This window comes from Acidobacteriota bacterium, from assembly GCA_040754075.1.
Classification (GTDB): domain Bacteria; phylum Acidobacteriota; class Blastocatellia; order UBA7656; family UBA7656; genus JBFMDH01.
In genome coordinates this window covers 101,426-119,524 of sequence record JBFMDH010000005.1, presented here as the reverse complement: position 1 = coordinate 119,524, position 18,099 = coordinate 101,426, and the positions used below count along the sequence as shown (strand labels likewise).

13 protein-coding genes are annotated in these 18,099 nt (G+C 51.0%); 10 read left to right on the top strand and 3 right to left on the bottom strand.

Annotated elements, in window-relative coordinates; all coding sequences use genetic code 11:
• Positions 1-8 precede the first annotated feature (8 nt).
• Positions 9-2,372 carry an MtrB/PioB family decaheme-associated outer membrane protein gene (locus AB1757_07445; protein ID MEW6126858.1) on the top strand — a complete coding sequence of 788 codons (2,364 nt, stop codon included), beginning with the start codon at positions 9-11 and terminating at the stop codon, positions 2,370-2,372.
• 193 nt (positions 2,373-2,565) lie between these two features.
• Here AB1757_07445 and AB1757_07440 read toward each other — a convergent pair whose 3' ends face one another.
• The 3 genes from AB1757_07440 to AB1757_07430 all read right to left on the bottom strand — a co-directional run bounded on the left by AB1757_07440 (position 2,566) and on the right by AB1757_07430 (position 6,449).
• Positions 2,566-3,591, bottom strand: coding sequence for a cytochrome c peroxidase (locus tag AB1757_07440; GenBank protein MEW6126857.1), 1,026 nt, complete (start codon positions 3,589-3,591; stop codon positions 2,566-2,568).
• 105 nt (positions 3,592-3,696) lie between these two features.
• Positions 3,697-4,458 carry an exosortase K gene (gene xrtK, locus AB1757_07435; GenBank protein ID MEW6126856.1) on the bottom strand — a complete coding sequence of 254 codons (762 nt, stop codon included), beginning with the start codon at positions 4,456-4,458 and terminating at the stop codon, positions 3,697-3,699.
• Positions 4,455-6,449 carry a VIT domain-containing protein gene (locus tag AB1757_07430; protein MEW6126855.1) on the bottom strand — a complete coding sequence of 665 codons (1,995 nt, stop codon included), beginning with the start codon at positions 6,447-6,449 and terminating at the stop codon, positions 4,455-4,457. The genes xrtK and AB1757_07430 overlap by 4 nt, the downstream gene beginning before the upstream one ends.
• Before the next feature lie 339 nt (positions 6,450-6,788).
• Here AB1757_07430 and AB1757_07425 point away from each other — a divergent pair, with 339 nt between their 5' ends.
• The 9 genes from AB1757_07425 to AB1757_07385 all read left to right on the top strand — a co-directional run bounded on the left by AB1757_07425 (position 6,789) and on the right by AB1757_07385 (position 18,095).
• Positions 6,789-8,138 carry a Gfo/Idh/MocA family oxidoreductase gene (locus tag AB1757_07425; protein MEW6126854.1) on the top strand — a complete coding sequence of 450 codons (1,350 nt, stop codon included), beginning with the start codon at positions 6,789-6,791 and terminating at the stop codon, positions 8,136-8,138.
• Between the two features lie 164 nt (positions 8,139-8,302).
• A complete protein-coding gene (locus AB1757_07420; protein ID MEW6126853.1) occupies positions 8,303-9,856 on the top strand; it encodes a serine hydrolase in 1,554 nt (517 codons plus the stop codon).
• Positions 9,853-10,482: a hypothetical protein gene (locus AB1757_07415; GenBank protein ID MEW6126852.1), complete on the top strand. Its 630-nt coding sequence runs from the start codon at positions 9,853-9,855 to the stop codon at positions 10,480-10,482. The genes AB1757_07420 and AB1757_07415 overlap by 4 nt, the downstream gene beginning before the upstream one ends.
• A 146-nt stretch (positions 10,483-10,628) precedes the next feature.
• Positions 10,629-11,117, top strand: coding sequence for a hypothetical protein (locus tag AB1757_07410; GenBank protein MEW6126851.1), 489 nt, complete (start codon positions 10,629-10,631; stop codon positions 11,115-11,117).
• Entirely contained in the window at positions 11,105-11,773 is a 669-nt protein-coding gene (locus tag AB1757_07405; protein ID MEW6126850.1) for a hypothetical protein, read from the top strand. Before AB1757_07410 ends, AB1757_07405 begins: the two co-directional genes overlap by 13 nt.
• Positions 11,774-12,285: 512 nt before the next feature.
• Positions 12,286-12,696: a hypothetical protein gene (locus tag AB1757_07400; GenBank protein MEW6126849.1), complete on the top strand. Its 411-nt coding sequence runs from the start codon at positions 12,286-12,288 to the stop codon at positions 12,694-12,696.
• Between the two features lie 152 nt (positions 12,697-12,848).
• Positions 12,849-13,235 carry a hypothetical protein gene (locus AB1757_07395; GenBank protein MEW6126848.1) on the top strand — a complete coding sequence of 129 codons (387 nt, stop codon included), beginning with the start codon at positions 12,849-12,851 and terminating at the stop codon, positions 13,233-13,235.
• 596 nt (positions 13,236-13,831) lie between these two features.
• A complete protein-coding gene (locus tag AB1757_07390) occupies positions 13,832-15,115 on the top strand; it encodes a glycosyltransferase (protein MEW6126847.1) in 1,284 nt (427 codons plus the stop codon).
• A 40-nt stretch (positions 15,116-15,155) separates the two neighbouring features.
• Positions 15,156-18,095 (top strand): glycosyltransferase, encoded by a 2,940-nt coding sequence (locus AB1757_07385; protein MEW6126846.1) that lies wholly within the window; start codon positions 15,156-15,158, stop codon positions 18,093-18,095.
• Positions 18,096-18,099 lie beyond the last annotated feature (4 nt).

Below are 18,099 nucleotides of genomic sequence, written 5' to 3'. Positions count from 1 at the left end.
AGAAAGTTATGAATACAAGAATCGTTTTCCAACCCAAGTCTGTTCTTTGTTCTTTGCTTTGGTTCCTTCTGGTTTGTCCGTTGATGACCTTTGGACAACAAAATGCTGATGCATCAGCCAACAAGAAACTCATTGCAAATGACAAGACCGCAACTAAAACCACGGCGCTTCCGCAAGCGGACACGCCGCGTCCATTCAAACTGATTTTTGAATTCGGCGGACAGATCACCAGCGTTGATGGCAGCCGCCCATCGAAATTTGAAGAATATCGCAAAGTGCGAGAGGGCGCTTATGTGCGGAAGTTTTCGCTTTCAGCAAATCCCGACGCCTCACCGCTGTTTTTCCGCTTTACGGGTCGCGAACCGAGCGAACGCGACCAGCGTTACCGCCTCGACCTCGGCAGATACGGAACCTTCAGAACCACTTTTGATTACACAGGCATTCCGCATCTGTATGCTCGCGGCGCGCGTTCACCCTTCAGTTCAAGCGAGGGCGGCGTGCTTACGATACCGGACAATGTGCAGACGGCTTTTCAAAATGCTACGAATGACCAACTGCCTGCGCTTGTCCGGAATTATGTCAGCAGCCTGCCACTTTCTACGCTCAGGGTGCAGCGCCACACCACTGATTTTCGCCAGACGGTAAATGTTACCGAAAACTGGAAATTGCGATTCAACTGGTGGAATCAGAAAAAAACCGGCACCAGTCCACTCGGCACCGGCAGTTATGAACGTGTCGGAACCCCGACCGGCGATACCTTCCGGGCACTCTCTATAGAATTGCCTGCGCCGGTTGATTATCTGACCAACCAGTTCACTTTCGGAACCAGCTATACGAGAGCCAAATGGGCAATCAATGCCGATTACACCTTCTCGAAATTTGAGAATCGCATTCCTTCATTGACCTTCGACAATCCCTTCCGCATTACCGATAAGCAAGCCACCGGCAGCGGCGGGGTATTTGACCGCATGGCATTTGCGCGCGGCATCTTTGCTCTCGCGCCAAGCAATGAAGCGAAAACTTTCATGATTTCAGGCTTCATCGAATTGCCGCACGATTCGCGTTGGGCAAGCGCGCTCGGTTGGAGCCAGTGGGAACAGAATGAAGATTTTCTCCCCTATACCTTGAACTCGGCAATCGTTGCTTCGGGTTTGCCTGCGGGCACGAGTGTGACGGATGTGGCGGCATTACCGCGTCGCAGTCTCGAAGGTGAAGTTGATACCTTCTCTCAAGACCATTTGTTTACCACCAGGGTGACGAAGAGTTGGATGTTCAATCTTCATTATCGAATGTATGACTATGACAATGTCACGCATCACATTAAATTTCCCGGTTATGTGGCTTTCGGGGAATCTTTCTGGCGTACCAATATCAACACCAAGCCAATTGAAAATGAACCGGTCTCGTTCACGCATCAAATGGCGAGCGCCGAATCGGTCTGGCGCATTGCCGATCCGTTGGATTGGAAATTTGAATACAAGCTTGATGTCTGGGACAGGGAAAATCGCCAGGTTGAAAGAAGCAATGAACACACCATCAGCACCTTGTTTTCTTACAAACCGACCAACCGCTTTACCGGAAGATTGAGTTACGCCTATTCCGATAGAAGCCCGCTCAAATACAATCCCGGCATTTTGGAGTTTAATCGTTTACGAATGTTCGATCAGTCGAAACGCCTGCGCCACAATGCCAGTTTGCAGTGGCAATATCACATCAATCCGCAACTCGGTTTATCGGGAACCTTCGGGTATTTGAGCGATGACTATGATCAAAACTTCTTCGGCTTGACGAAATATATTCAAGCTTTCGGAAGCATCGATTTGCTCTGCAATGTGAACGACGCAACGACCTTTTATTTCAACTATGGTCGTGACCGTTACAGCTATTCATTGAATCAGATTGCCAAGACCGCAGTGCCGTTTGATCTTGCGAATCGTTGGAATCGGGATGAACGCGACCTGCTCGATACTCTGGGACTCGGCGTCACTACGTATCTGGCAAAAGAGAAACTGTTTCTCGATGTGCATTATGGCTATTCATTTGGCAGAACGCGATTGACGACAGTCAATCCCAACACCCCATCAGCCATCAATGTGCTGAATGCGGCGGCTTATCCGTTCCCTGATGTCAAGACGCGCCTCAATGAGTTCAATTCGGACATTAGTTACCAACTGACGCCGAATTTCGCTATCGGCACGCGTTACATTTATGAACCCTATCATCTTGAAGATTATGCCTGGGATAATCAGCAGCCTTATCAGTTCGGTCAGTTACCTGCGACTCAGGATGGCAGACGGTTCCTGTTACTCGATTCCCGCTACACCGGCTATGACGCTCATGTGTGGGGAGCCTATGTGCGGTTCTCCTGGTAATTCGTGATGCCACCTGTTTACCGGGGAGAAGTAAGGAGCCTGAATTTCAGGCTCCTTTTCAATTTGGTGATGAGGTAGTTGAGGAAGGTGTTTGACTGCGACGTTCATGGTCTCGCAATCAGTGACCGCTTTTTCAATTTGAGAAAGTTGTTTTGCAAGCCGCTCCAGATGCAATTCATCGCCTGCTTTTATCTCACGGTAAAACCGGGCGTGAGATATTCGGCAGTTCGCCATTGAGCGATTCTAAAAAGGCGACGATTGCGGAAATCTCCGAATAGCTCTGTCCGAGCAGCGGGGCAACATCAAGCGGCAGTCCGTCCGTTGAACCTCTGGGAACGCCGCGATAATAAAACTCGACAACCTGCGACAGCGTTTCCAGCGAACCATCGTGGAGGTAAGGCGCGGTTCTTGCCACATCGCGCAAACCCGGCGCGCGAAAGGCATAAAATTTCGCCTTCTCGCCGGTAATTGCGCCGCGCCCTTTATCTATAAACGTCGTGCCGAGTCGATAGAAATTATTATCGGTAAACATTGGTCCGCTGTGACAGCGAATGCAACCGGCATCGCCACGAAACAGTTCCCATCCCAATTTCGCTTCATCGGAAATCGCGTTTTGGTCGCCCGCAATAAAACGGTCAAAGGGGGCGTTGCGACTGATTAAGGCGCGTTGAAAAGCGGCGAGGGCTTTGGCAATCGAATCACTGGTTGCAGCGGTTCCAAAAGCCGCGCGAAATTGCGCGACGTATTGAGGAATGGCATTCAATTCTTTTTCCAACTCGGCAAGCTTCTGGTTCATTTCATCGGCGGATTGAATCGGCATCAAGGCTTGCTCTTCGAGACTCCCAGCCCGCCCGTCCCACAGGTAGCGCGTATAAAATCCGACATTCGTAAGTCCGGGCGTGTTACGTGTGAGCGATTTGCCGCCTGCGCCTTTGGCTTTCGTCAAGCCATCGGTAAAGGCTTTTTCGGGAAGATGACAACTGGCGCAACTCATGGTGTTATCGCCGGAGAGTCTCGCGTCAAAGAAAAGCTGTTTGCCCAGTTCAATCCGTTCTTTAGTGGTCGGATTATCGGCAGGCGCGGGAGCCTTTGGCGGCAATGCCGTTGAGGTTGCGCTCTCTTGTTGATGAAGCGCGGCGACCGGCAGACCGTTGACGATTGCCCAAAGGATTGCGCCGATGACGGCAGTCAAAATCAGTTGACGGTTTTGATTTTTCATTTTCTCAATTTGAGGTAATCGTAGTTCGTTCAAAGCGTCGTTCAAACTTTATCAAATAACGCTATTCCCAGGCTATTTCTGAACCGAACGAAAACCGAGTAGCTGTTACACCTGGACATTAGAATTTGCATCGACCTCGACGCGCTTCCCAAGCCCATAGAAAATTATCAGCGGCAAAATCACCAGTAAGGGAATCACTAAAACCAGAAGTGAATATTCCCAGAAAGCCGCGCCCCTGTTGTATCCGCCATTGATGAGCGGAATCAGGAACACGATTGTATAGTACGCCAGAATCGGATAGCAGAAGCGACGCCAGCCACCTGAAAATTTTCCCGCACTGATTTTTTCGTTCACGATAAAGAGTAAAAATAAAAAAACAAAGTAGACGGTGATGCCTTCGATGCGGTGCAGTTGATTGGCGCTCAGACCGCTCACATCCGACAGTTGCTCCAGATGCAAAGCAATCGCAATGCGCGCCGTATTGGCAATGAGCGTGACCAGATAAGCGATGAGCGCCGCTGCCGGAAGGAATTTCCAGGCAGCGGCGGGCTGGCGCGCTTGCAATGCGGCGGGCTGGCGCGCTTTTAATAACTTTCTCGTCGAGAGCATCAGGAAAGCGGCGATTAAGAAATTCACCCCTGCGCAGGCTGGAGCAATGACGAAACGGCGATCCTGGCTGACATAGCCGGTGTAGGATTCAAACTCAAACCGGGTGCCGCTGGTGAGTTCAACCAGCGAAGTCGTCGGCGCGAGTATCCATTGCAACTCGTTGGCGCTCGCCTTTGAGTAAAACAGTTTGAGGGTGAAAGCAACAAGCAGAACGACTGCCCATTGCGCAATGCGTGTCCAATGCAATTTCTTGTTCATACCAAACGCCGCCGTCCGCGATAAATCATAATCAGGGTGATGAGTGAAATGGTCGCTATCAACCAGATGAGTTCCGGTTCATCGCCGGTTTCGATGCCATCGCCGATTGCCAAATCGGTGACGCCAAGCGGCAGCGGCAACGGTTGCTCAACATCTTTTGCAGAACCATCGGGATTGGTGACGATTTCGCGAACCGCAATGAATGAGGTGTATTGCGTAAGCAGATTGTATTTCAAGCCCAGAGCCGTGATGCTGGCAACGCGGTCTGTGTCGATGTCGCCTGAGCCGTAATCGGAAAGTTCGGCAATGCGCGAACGCGCCCACAGATAACGCAAGGCGCTGTTGGCTCCATCGGGTAACATGCCTGTGATGTAGAGGCGAGATGTGTAATCTCCCTGTCCGTTTTTCCCTGTGAGTTCAAACGTGCCGCTAATTGAACCCCGCCATTTGCCAAACAGGATTACCGGACGATTGGCAAACAGGTCAGGGAATGAAGTTGGTTGAACATCATAAATGTCGAAACCCTGCGCGCGCACCTGAATGTCTGTGAGCACGGGATTTTGAATATACTCGCGGAATTTCGCGGCAATCGCCGGCGCTTCGTCCGGCTGCGTGACCACGAACGCTTCACCCATTCCGGCTTTGGCAACGCCTTCGATGAGGTAACGATTCACCGATGTGCCGATGCCAAAGGAAAACACGTTGGCTTGATTCAAATTTGCGCGGATGTAATCAAATACCCCTTTTTCGCCGGAAATATAGCCATCGGTGACGAGCACGATGCTGCGTGACACGCCTTCCGGTTGCGGGATGTTCATGGCGTTTTGCATTGCCGGAAGGAGTTCAGTGCCACCGCTGCCGCGTTGTTCGTCAAGCAAGCGCAGAGCATTCGCGAGATTTTGTTGGTCTGCGGGAAGCGATTTCGCAGAAAGCACCGTCGCATCGCCTGCAAACAACACGATGTTGAACATATCCGTGGGTCGGAGTTGTCCGATTAAATCACGCAACAGTTGCTTGGCGGTATTCAACGGGAAACCTTCCATTGAACCGGAAACGTCAACCACAAAAATATATTCGCGAGTCGGAATGTCGGCGTTGTTAATGCGCGCGGGTGGTTCAGCCATATACAAGAAAAAGTTTTCATCCTTGCCCTGATAGAGCAGCAAGCCCGAAGTGATTTGCTCGCCCGCCAGACGATAGCGCAGGATAAAATCACGATTCCCTTGCAAGGCATCCGCTTCATTTAAGATCAACTGCGCGACACTCGGACTTTGCCACTCGGCAGCAATTTTGTGTGAGGTGCAGGCTAAATCATGAATCGGAACCCCGGCGGAAATTTTGGCTGAAATATGGAGTGTGCTTGTCGGTTTATTGCCTTGACGCAGATAGGGATTTTTAATCCATTGGTCTTGAGCGGTTGCCGTCGATTCCGGTTGCGAAGAATAACGCGGGCCCACAACCGTAGGGAAAACCACTTCATAGACACCATCGGTCGGCGCCAGAAGTTCCGTGTAGCGCAGTTCAATGTCAACCTGTTCATTGGGGTTGAGGTTGGCAAGATTCATGGAAAATACATTGGGTCTATCTTGCTCAAGTAGCGATGCGCTCTTACCTGCCTGTTTGGCTTCGTCAAATTCTTTTCTGGCTTTTTCGCGTTCTTTGATTCTGGCGACGATGACCTGATTGCCGATTTGCATGCGCATCGCGTAAACCGCTGCGCGTGTGGAGGCAGGGAAAACATATCGGGCATTGATCGGTCGCGTCCCTTCATTGCGATAGGTTTGTCTGACCGTCACATCGGCGATGATGCCGGAAACGTTTATATCAACGCGGGTCTCTTTAAGCGGCAAGTGATCGACGGCAGGGTCGCCCTGCACAAAGAAATAGGGGGAGAGGGTTTTATCTTTCTGGGTCTGCGCAGCGGCAGAAAAAGCGAGTAAGGGAATGGTGAGCAACATCAAACAGACGGTGCAAATTTTGTATTTCATCATACACGTCTCCTTAGACAACCGAGTTGTCAGGTGGTTAAACAAGGCAAAAGCCTCTTTTGTCATATTGACTGGCTTACGATGATGTTGATGTGTGTTTCTTCCTTCGCCGAGAGCTTAATGTCGCAAGCCACAGGCGGGATTACCTCATCGCGAGCCGAACGGTTTTGCATTTCATCGCGCGCCTTAGATGTAGTCGCGCATACGGGGTTGCTTAATGTTTAAGGGAATTTTTTCTGATACGCGATGGTCGCGCTTTTGACGTTGCGAGTTGATTGGCGTAGCCGTATGATGGCGCAGCAATCAAATGGATTAAGAAATCTTTCGAGTGGAGCAACCGTGATGAATCGCAGACAATTTTTACAAACCAGCGCCGCCGGATTTTTATTAGCCCGCCAACTCTACGGCGAAGAATTTCAAGACCGCAAACTGCGCGTCGGACTGATCGGCAGCGGTTGGTATGGCAAATTAGACCTCTTTCGCTTGATTCAAGTCGCGCCGGTCGAAGTCGTATCCATTTGTGATGTCGATAAACGCATGCTTGGCGAGGCTGCCTCAATGATTGCCGAACGACAGGCATCAAAGAAAACGCCGCGAACTTATAGCGATTATCGCGCCCTGCTTCGCGAAAAAGATTTGGACATTGTGCTCCTAGCCACGCCCGACCACTGGCACGCGCTGCCGATGATTGCCGCGGTCGAAGCGGGCGCCGATGTCTACCTGCAAAAGCCCATCAGCGTTGATGTCATCGAAGGGCAGGCGATGGTGGCGGCGGCGAATAAATATAAACGCGTCGTGCAGGTCGGCACCCAGCGCCGCAGCACGCCGCATTTAATCGAAGCCCGCGACCGCATTCTGCGCGAAGGCAAACTGGGCAAAATCGGCTTGGTGGAAATTTATTGCTATTACCATATGCGTTCGACCGAAAATCCGCCCGATTCCGCGCCGCCCGATTATCTCGATTATGAAATGTGGACAGGACCTGCGCCGATGCGACCTTACAATCGGTTGGTTCATCCGCGTGGCTGGCGCGTGTTTAACGAATACTGCAACGGCATTCTCGGCGATATGTGCATACACATGCTGGATACGGTGCGCTGGATGATGGGACTCGGCTGGCCGAAACGGATTTCTTCGAGCGGCGGCATACTGGTTGATAAAAGCAGCAAAGCCAATATTCCCGACACCCAAACCGCTACCTTTGAATTCGATGACCTGCGAGTCATCTGGCAACATCGCAGTTGGGGACACCCGAACGATCCGAAATACCCCTGGGGCGCGACCCTTTATGGTGACAAAGGGACGCTCAAGGCAAGCGTTTACGGTTATGATTTTATTCCCATCGGACAAGGTCAGCCGATTCACCGCGATGTGGCTTATGAATTGGAACAATACCCTGAGGACAAAACCGAAAAGGATTTGGAACAGCACGTCGCTCCGGCGATTCGCGGACATATGAAGGATTTTTTACGGGCTATCGAAAAGCGCAGCAAGCCGGTGGCGAGCATCGAAGAAGGGCATATTTCAACGGCGAGTTGTATTCTCGCCAATATCTCCTTTGATCTTGGGCGGACGTTGAATTGGGACGCGCAGAAACAGCGCGTCATCGGCGATGAAGAGGCGAATAAACGCCTGGCGCGAAAGTACCGCGCCCCCTGGATTCACCCTGAGCCGATGAAATACAAAGCCTGAAGGTATTTCAAGGTTCGTCATCCATCGACAAAAGCGATTTGAGAGAATGTGGGTGTGCTGGAATAGACCGCCGTGAATAATTTCACGGCGCTTTAATTACGCTTTTATACATCAACCGGCAAACGATTCCGACAGACACTTCACCATTTACGGAAAGGCATAGCATGCGAAAATTCCTGCTCATTTATTTGCTTCTTGTACTCGCTCTCACGCCGGCGCTTGCTCGTCAGCAAGCGCGCAACTTGGCAAAAAAGACAGAGACTTCGGCAAAGCGACTGCCGCGCAGCACGCCTGAACGACAAGGCATCGCCTCATCCGCGATTCTTGCCTTCATCGAAGCTGCCGACAAAGAGATTGATGCCCTGCACAGTTTTATGATGGTGCGTCATGGTTATGTAGTCGCTGAAGCGTGGTGGCATCCTTATGATGCGAAGACTCCGCATATGCTTTATTCACTGAGCAAAAGTTTCACCTCGACGGCAATCGGGTTGGCGATTGCCGAAGGCAAACTGAGCGTTGATGACGAGGTGCTGAAATTCTTCCCGGAAGATGCTCCGGCGGAGCCTGCAAATAATCTGCGCGCCATGCGGGTGCGCGATTTGCTACGCATGGCAACCGGGCATCAAAGCGAACCACAACTTTTTCAAGGGACGGGGACGTGGGCGAAAAAATTTTTTGCGCATCCTGTGCCGTTCAAACCGGGAACGCATTTTTTGTACAACTCGCCCGCAACCTACATGCTTTCGGCTATCGTGCAGAAGGTCACAGGGATGACCGTGCGCGATTACCTGATGCCGAGATTATTTGAGCCATTGGGAATTGAAAATCCCCAATGGGTAGCAGACCCACAGGGCATCATCGTGGGCGCTTATGGGTTGCGCATTCGCACCGAAGATATTGCCAGCTTCGGGCAGTTGTATTTGCAGAAAGGCAAGTGGAACGGGCGACAACTCATTCCTGCCGCATGGGTTGAAGAAGCAACCGCCAGGCAGACCGCCAACGGTTCTTCGCCGAAAAGCGATTGGGATCAGGGTTACGGCTATCAGTTCTGGCGTTCGCGGCACAACACCTACAGAGGCGACGGCGCGTTCGGGCAATATTGTTTTGTCATTCCTGAACTGGATGCGGTGATTGCAATTACCAGCGGGGTGCGCGATATGCAACAGGTCATGAATCTGGTCTGGGATAAATTGTTGCCGGCGATGAAAGCCGAGCGTTTGCCGGAAAATGTTACAGCCCACAGGCAATTGCAAACGAGGCTCGCGGGTTTAAGCATGCGGCTTGCAGTTGGACAACCGACTGCGCCGATTGCCGCGAAAGTATCGGGAAGATGGTATGAATTTGGTGAAAACGAACGCGGCATTCAAGCGTTGGCGCTTGATTTCAGTTCCGCTTCGCCAACGCTACAGGTGCGCACACGCGCAGGAGAAACGCGCCTGCCAATCGGCATTGGTTCCTGGGCAAAAAGTCGCGGCAGTTTTGCCAACGGCCTCGAACGGGTTTTAAGCGTGCCAGAAAATCCATTGATTGCCGCAAGCGGGGGTTGGACAGGTGATAATCTCTTTACGGTTAAACTGGCGCTCTATGAGACGCCATTTTATTCAACCATGAAATTCCGCTTTGACGGTGAACAACTGGTGATTGATGGCGAACATAATGTGGCGTTCGGCACAACGAAAGTCCCACAGTTGGTTGGTCAATCAGCTTCAACTCAATGATGCTTTGTTTAATCAAACATCGCGGCGCATCACCGGTAAGCGATGTGCTCGCGGACATACAAAAGCATTTCGGTCGCGAAAATTTTTGTAGTTGGAATTTTATCAACGTAGATGAAGGCAGTTATATGACATTAATTCGCCGAATTCATGTTCGGCATCAACAAAACGCTATGAGCAAGCCAGCACCACCCGGATGGAATAAGACAATTGAAGATCTCTTCGAGGAGATCAAGCAGGGAAAACGGCTTTTCAGTACAGGTGACGAGCTCGAGTGGGCGCGGGATTATGAGCGATCACTGTTGCCATCCGGCATCGTGTTTCCGCGCGGCAAGCAGATATGGGAGTCCCTCCACGAGTGCGACGTCTTGGTTCACTATATCTTTGCCGCGCCCGCGAGTGATTGCGGCACAGGTCGGCTCGCTGCTGGTGAGAGGGTTAGAATCAGCGAGGGCACCACCGATCCGAAACCCATCGCAGTCAGCTTCCTACCGCTTCGATATGGTGAGTTGCAGGGAGGTCTGGTACCAGCAGACGTTTTAAGAGAGCCTCTCTACACGAACTACGCGCTGTCCGTGAAGACAGCCTACTTCAATGCGCATTTTCGGCTTGTCGAAGATGCTGACTAACGCGGTGCCTCGATGGCAAGCCGAACTCGGACGTCCAGCGGAGCGCGCGTATCGGTGTTCACCGTGATCCGAAGGCTACGTCGCGCGCCCGCTGACGCCTGGCGTTATGCGGCTAAAGCGTTAATATGACAAACGACGTTCCAATAATGCTGAAGACACTTCGAGTGAACTGGCGGGGCAGTGAAGCACAACTAGAGCGCAAATTGCACCGTTATTATCTCGCCTGCTGCCGAGCGATCTGGAGGTTACTTCCACAGGAGGAGAGCCGAAGGGGAATTGAAGTTGCAGAGCGATATGTCGATGGGCTTGCGACTGATGAGGAACTCAACAAAGCGGACTGGCATGTTGAAGGTGCGGCATTCAATATCGACTATAATTGTGATCCCAATGCCATCGAGAAATGGATTGAGGAAGTCCAAGCGATACCTCGCGATGAACTCAGTGCGATGATCCATCCTATTGAGGAGATCGCGGATGTTTCACCCCGCGAATTGCTGGAGCGAGCAGCCTACTTTGCAGATTTCGCAGTCATCTACCCGCACCTTACTCCGAAGGATCCATCGGGGGACTATATTCCTTTCCTTTCGGCTTCTCTGCTGCGAGAGATTTTTGGCGATCTTTTATGTTCAGAATAATATTGAGATGTGGTACTCAGTCAGTGACGCCGCCTAACATCACGTTGAACCCGATCCTTGCAAAGCAGTTGCTTTCGTTTGGCTACGCCTCACTCAGCACTGCTTTCAATGCCGGGTTAACTCAGTTGTTAGACGCCTATGAAATTATTCCCTGGAGGCTTATGTACACTCAACAAGAATTAACAGAACTCTTCCAAAAGCTCGGTGCCCCTGACCCAGAACTGTGGGCCGCCTCGCAAATTCAGGAAGGCATCAATCAACTTGGGCGTTTTCTCTTTCTTCGGCAGGCATGGCGTCAAATCTTAGATGAGAGCGATCACACGTGGATACAAAGTACAATTGAAGAATCAAAACGGAATCCAGGCGCCCCCTATTCTGGGAGCGGCCCAGCCCTTGAACGACTCCTACAAAATGGAGCAGACCCGCAAGATTTGACGGATGTCGTGCGCGGAATGCAATCTGACCTGTTATTTCGTATTTGTTACCTGCTGAGTGACCCTCAAATCATAGAGCCAGAGCTACAAGATATTCACTTTGGTCTATTTCAACTCGATGAGGATGGAAGAATCGGGGAAGCTATTGATGGACTGCATGAAAGTGTTCTGCATACCGATCCGACAGGTCGAGAAATGAGGCCGCGAGGCAACGGCGTCTAACCAATCAATGCAGCGGAGTTCCTCTGCCTGCTTTGCAGGCAAATATCGGAATGAAACCTAGTGTGTGCTTCGCTCTCCGGGAGTATAATCACAAGGACATAGCGGGTCGTGAAGACCGGTAGCGCATTGGTGCTTGATGCCCGCAGCGGAGTTTGGTCTCACAGGTCTGTGACAAGATCATTGGTGACAGCGCACAATCAATTGGTGTTGTTGATCCCGTTTCAGAGATTACTTTATCTTTAGTACCTGTGCGCCCGCTGATGTCGCCCTCCAAAGAGGGTGAAGAAGAAAAGAAAATCCCCTCAAGGAGTGTTGGCCAGCAGCCAGCAGGACGGATGGGTTTGTGCCACACTCGATGATTGGAACGTGCTTTCAACATTTATAGCGTGACTTTTACTCGTGGTTTCTTCAGAGCGTGAAACATGGGTTCCTATATAATCCGAGTTCTCGCCGCGCCCGCTGATTTCCAGCGTTCGGCGGCTGCGAGTATCTCTTCACAGGATGAGAAAGGAATGAAGATAACTCAATCTAATCTGCCCAAGACCGAACGCTATCCCTGTTCCAGGCGGAGCATTAAAGATATGTTTGATTCTGACGGCGTCAGTAGCGCAACTTTTGGCTGGCCATCCAAAAAATACACCTTCGATAGCCGATGCTTCAATCAGCCCAATGTCACAGGGACAGTCATCGCATCAGTAACTTTCAATCGTGACAGAGTAACTTCATTACGGTTATTCTCAGTCAAACGCGAAAAATACTCTGAAGAAGCCGAGAAACAATTCATTGAGGAAATTCTACCGAGGCTAAGAAAATGGGTGGCAGAGCAGCAACAGAAGTCAGATACAGCGATCATAGGAGTTGAGGAATGTGTAGTAGAATTGGCGGGTGAAAGATACCGCTTGCACGAGTTGCGGTATCTTTAATGCCGTCTAATAACCGATTCGACCGGAGTGCGCGAAGACAGTTTCGTATGGTTTCTTTGAGTGTTCGGCGCGTCCGGTCAATTCGGTCGTTATGCCGCTTCGAGATATTAAGGATTAAAATTGATTCGTATGGGCGGGTAGGGAATATAGATATGTCATCAAAAACTCTTTGTATGCTCACCTGCTTCTTCCTGACAGCATCAACAATCTTTGCTCAGGATGGCGTAATGACCACACACGTTGATTTCGAGAAGGGTAAAACATCTGCTCGGTTTGAAAGAAAGATTGATCTGATGAACCCGCATAGGTATTTAATACCCGTGAAGGAAGGGCAAGTATTAGGCATCAAACTGAATGGTAAACAGATCCACCTACGCCTAATTGCTCCAAGCGAAAGCACACTTATAAAGCTAGAAACTCAGACTAAGATGAAGGGGGTAACTGAGATCGCAAAGGAAACGGGCGACTACCTGCTATGGATTCAATGCTTTTGTGCTGGGCGCTCGGAGCGATACAAACTTGATATTAGTGTTAAATAGAATTGCCCCTTTCCAGTGGCTCCATAACAATGTGTTCGAGCGGGGCGCAGGCAGCGCATTGCTTCGTTCATCGCGTGTCCGGTCAATTCGGTCGTTAGACGGAACAATATTGCTCGCCCAGTGTCTAAGTTTATTGATCGAGAATGTACAAAATTTGAAAGCCAATTGAGATTATGGACAGACCCGTTAAGGTACTTGTTGCGATAACTTGCCTGCTGACACTTGGCTCTTGCGCAAGTTTTTATGTGAGCAGCCAACAAGTGACAGAAGCGTATTCGCTCGTGTCTGATGTATCACCGGAGATGACATTCTGGGATTGGCTTGGCATCCTCCTACTGATTCTTTCAGGAGCAATAGCATTGGCTGCATACAGACTTTGTAGCCAAGAAAATGACAACCGCTCACACGGTAAAATGGTTTAGACCTGTAGTACCTCAAGTGAAATTATCCGAATCGCATTATCTTCATTCCGATGGAGACGATTCCGCCGGTTATGGTATAGAATAACTGCGCCGCAACGGCGGCTGACTTCCCTAATAGTCAAATCCTCAATCTGCTCAAGCAGTCTCGAAGACAAAGTCTAATTCAATCCTGAAATGCATTCACCGTTTAGCCCGATTAAAGTCATCGCCATTGATTTAAAAAACCGGCTCACCGACCTGGAACCGCTGGCGGATTATGAAACCGCGCAGGCGCTGGTGCGCTCAGATGGTGAGCCGCTTGGTTATGCGACCTTACCGGCGCAGCATCTGCAAAACGCGGATGCGCTGATGAACGAAGCGATTTTAGCGCGGTACAGCGCGGTCATCGCCCATCGACTCATCGGCGGCGACCGTTCATCTATGGCGGCGGCTTGGTCAGCGGTTCACAACTTAGTTGATTCACAAATCGCGATACAAAATAAATCAATTATTTCGGTCACGGTCGCTATCTGTACGCGAGACCGCGCGGTTGACCTTGCCCGCTGCCTGGATTCCATCAGGGCGCTTGATTATCCGGTTCTCGAGGTTCTGGTCGTGGACAATGCGCCAAGCAGTGATGCGACTGAACAATTGGTTCGTTCAACTTATCCCGATGTGCGCTACGTTTGTGAATTGCGACCGGGACTCAACTGGGCGCGCAATCGCGCCATCGAAGAAGCGCGCGGCGACATCATCGCTTACACCGATGATGATGTCGTCGTCGATGCAAAATGGATCAATGCCCTTGCCCGCATCTTCTCGGAAAATCGTGAAGTGATGGCGGTGACCGGACTGGTCGCGCCTTTTGAACTCGAAACCGAAGCGCAGGTTTTATTTGAAAAATATGGCGGCTTCGGGCGCGGCTTCAAACGCCAGTGGTATGGCATAGACCCGCAAAGTAATACGCGCGTCGCCAGCCTTTACGCGGGCGCAGGGATGTTTGGCACCGGCGCAAATATGGCATATCGCCGCAATGTGTTTAAGCAAATCGGCAACTTTGACCCGGCGCTCGATGTCGGCACCGTTACCAATGGCGGCGGCGACCTTGAAATGTTCTTTCGCATTTTGAAAGCCGGTCACACGCTGGTTTATGAACCGAGCGCCATTGTTTACCATCGCCACCGGCGCGACTATGCGCAATTGCGAACCCAAATAACCAATAACGGAATCGGTCTCTATGCTTTTCTGCTGCGTAGCGCCCTGGCTTATCCCGAAGAACGTCTGGCGTTTTTAAAATTTGCTATCTGGTGGTTGTGGTGGTGGAACCTTCGCCGCCTGCTGATTTCATTTAAAGACCCTGAACGATTCCCTCGGGCGCTCATTCTGGCTGAACTGCGAGGCTCATTTTCAGGGCTGTTGCGCTACCGCAAATCCAAACGCAACGCCAGGAAAATTGCTCAATCGTTTCGTCCCGCATAATTGTGTGTCATCGCTTGTGAAGCGATGGTTGAGGAGTACGATGCGAGAAACCCCAATCGCCATTCGCACCATTCATCTGGATCAACCCATCCCTGAGTTGTTGGAGGTATCCGGTTATGCGCGCACAAAATTATTGGTGATGCAGGGCGATATTCCTTTGGGCACAGTTGAAATCAGCAATAACCATCAACCCGTCAGCGCCACACGTTTGCGCGATGCCATCGTGGAAAAATTCGGCTCCGCGCTTCTCAAACCCCTACTCGCAGGGCATTACCGGTTTGCCGACTCGACAGAACACTCAACCATGCCTTTGCCCGATGAGGTCTCGGTTTCTGTAGTCGTCGCAACCTTTGATAGACCCGAAGCCTTGCGCAAATGTTTAACCTGTCTTACGGCGCAAACCACTTCTCGCCCGGTTGAAATCATCGTCGTCGATAACCACCCGTCGTCAGGATTGACCGCTCCGGTGGTTGCAGAATTTGCCGGCGCGCGCTTAGTCAGCGAACCGCGCAAAGGCTTGTCGTATGCGCGCAATCAAGGCATCAATCAAAGCAACGGCGAGATTATTGTCTGTACGGATGATGATGTCGCCATGCCACCCGGCTGGCTTGAAAAATTACTTGCGCCGTTTGCTGACCCAAAGGTTGGCATCGTCACCGGAAACATTTTTCCGGCGGAACTGGAAACCGCTTCGCAAATTTTATTTGAAGCCTATGGCGGACTGAGTCGCGGGTTTGAACGCCGTGTTGTCAATAAAAACTGGTTCAAGCAATTCAGAACTGCGGTGCCGACCTGGGAACTCGGCGCAACCGCCAATGCCGCTTTTCGTTCGACGCTCTTTTGCAACCCCGAAGTCGGATTACTGCATGAAGCGCTTGGCGCGGGAACGCCCACGGGATGCAGCGAAGATACTTACCTTTTTTACAGAGCATTGAAAGCCGACTACACCTTGGTCTATGAACCTGTGGCTTATGTGTGGCACAACCATCGTCGCGATAGAAAAGGATTGCGCCGCCAGATTTATAATTACAGCAAAGGTCATGTGGCTTATCACTTAATCACCCTGTTGAAAGACCGCGATAAACGCGCCCTGGTGCGCTTGTTGATTCGCTTGCCGCAGACCTATTTATCAAGAGCCAAAGACCGTATTCTCGGTCACAGTTCCTATCCGCTATCGCTGGTTTTGTTGGAGATTGCGGGCAATCTGGCTGGTCTTTGGGCGTTATGGTCATCACTGCGGCGCGTTAAGCGGTTGGGTCGCAGCCCGGTTTATATTGAACCTGCACTGCGTCAACCATCGACGATTGCCTGCGAAACTCAAGCGGATGAAAGTAGGCGTGAAGCCAGCCCTCACGCGAAAACTCAATGGAAAAACAACCAACTGAGGGAAGTAGATTTTTGGCGGCAGTATGTAAACACCGGCGGATTGCAATGGCAGAGTGATTTTAAATTTAGAACCGACCCGCAAGCCGTATTGCAGGAAGCGGTCATCATTGATTATTTGCGGGAAACCGACCACGAGTCGATAGCGATTCTCGATGTCGGCGCTGGCCCGCTCACCACGTTAGGCAAAATCTATCCGGGAAAAATTTTGCATATTACCGCAGTTGACCCTCTGGCGCAGGTCTACCGACAAATCCTCAAAGACGCAGGCATCGCGCCGCCGGTTGAGACCGTTGCGGGTGAAGCCGAAACCATACTCGCGCAGTTTGACGCGAAAAGTTTTGATATTGCCTTTGCAAGAAACGCGCTTGATTCGAGCTACGACCCGATATTGGCAATTCAGAATATGTTCGCCGTGGTCAAAGAAAACGGCTGCGTCTTGTTGAAACATAAAATAAACCAGGCGGAGCAATTCGATTATCGCGGCTCGCAACAATGGAATTTTTCGATTAAGCAAGGTCGTTTTGTGATCTGGGATCGAACCGCCGAATACGACATTGCAGAGTTGCTCGGCGACAGAGCCGACCTTGACGCTTATGAAGAAGGCGAATGGGTCACTTGTGCGATTACCAAATTGAGTGAGTCAGCGGTTGAGTTGAAAAAGACTCAGCGTAGATTCGCAACTGAACCGGGAGAAAAAACTTTAGTCGCCGGGTGGTTTAGTTTTCAAGGAGCGGGGGCGACCGCAGGCGACCTGATGGCGCGCGATTTGGTTTGCGATTGGCTCGACGAAGCAGGCTGCCTTTACGAGGTTGCCCACGCTGCGCCTTTCACTGGTGGTGTCGATTGGCGGTTGGTTGATCCGCGAGATTATACGCAACTGGTTTTTGTTTGCGGGCCATTTGGCGACAGCCCGACGATTAAAAAATTATTGCGCCGTTTTGCCGGTTGCCGATTGATTGGCGTTGACCTCTCGATGCTTGAATCGCTCGACCTGTGGAATCCTTTCGACCGGTTATTCGAGCGCGATAGTTCAAAAGTTTCGCGCCCCGACATCACTTTCCTATCTTCTAAAAATCCGGTTCCGGTTGTTGGCGTGGTTCTGGTTGACTCACAGGCAGAGTACAAGGATGCGGGCAAACATCAACTGGTTAATGATGCGATTCATCAACTCATCGCTTCGCGGGAAATGTCAGCCGTGCCAATTGACACGCGATTAGATGCCAACCGCACAGGGCTTCGCACCCCTGTTGAAGTGGAATCGTTGATTGCGCGCATGGATGTGGTTTTAACCACGCGGCTGCATGGACTGGTGCTGGCGTTGAAAAATGGCGTTCCGGCGCTCGTCGTAGACCCCGTGGCGGGCGGCGCAAAAATCAAACGTCAGGCGGAAACCATCGGTTGGCAAGTGGTTTTTACTCCCGAAACGATTACGGCTGAAGCCTTGCAACAAGCCTTTGATTATTGCCTGACTGAGGCGGCGCGGGTGAATGCCGTAAAATGCTGCGAACGTGCCAGACGAATGGTTGAACAGGTGCGCCAGGCGTTCGTTGCCGAACTCGCACAGAAAGTTCAAATTTCTCAACAGCAAGCGTGATAGG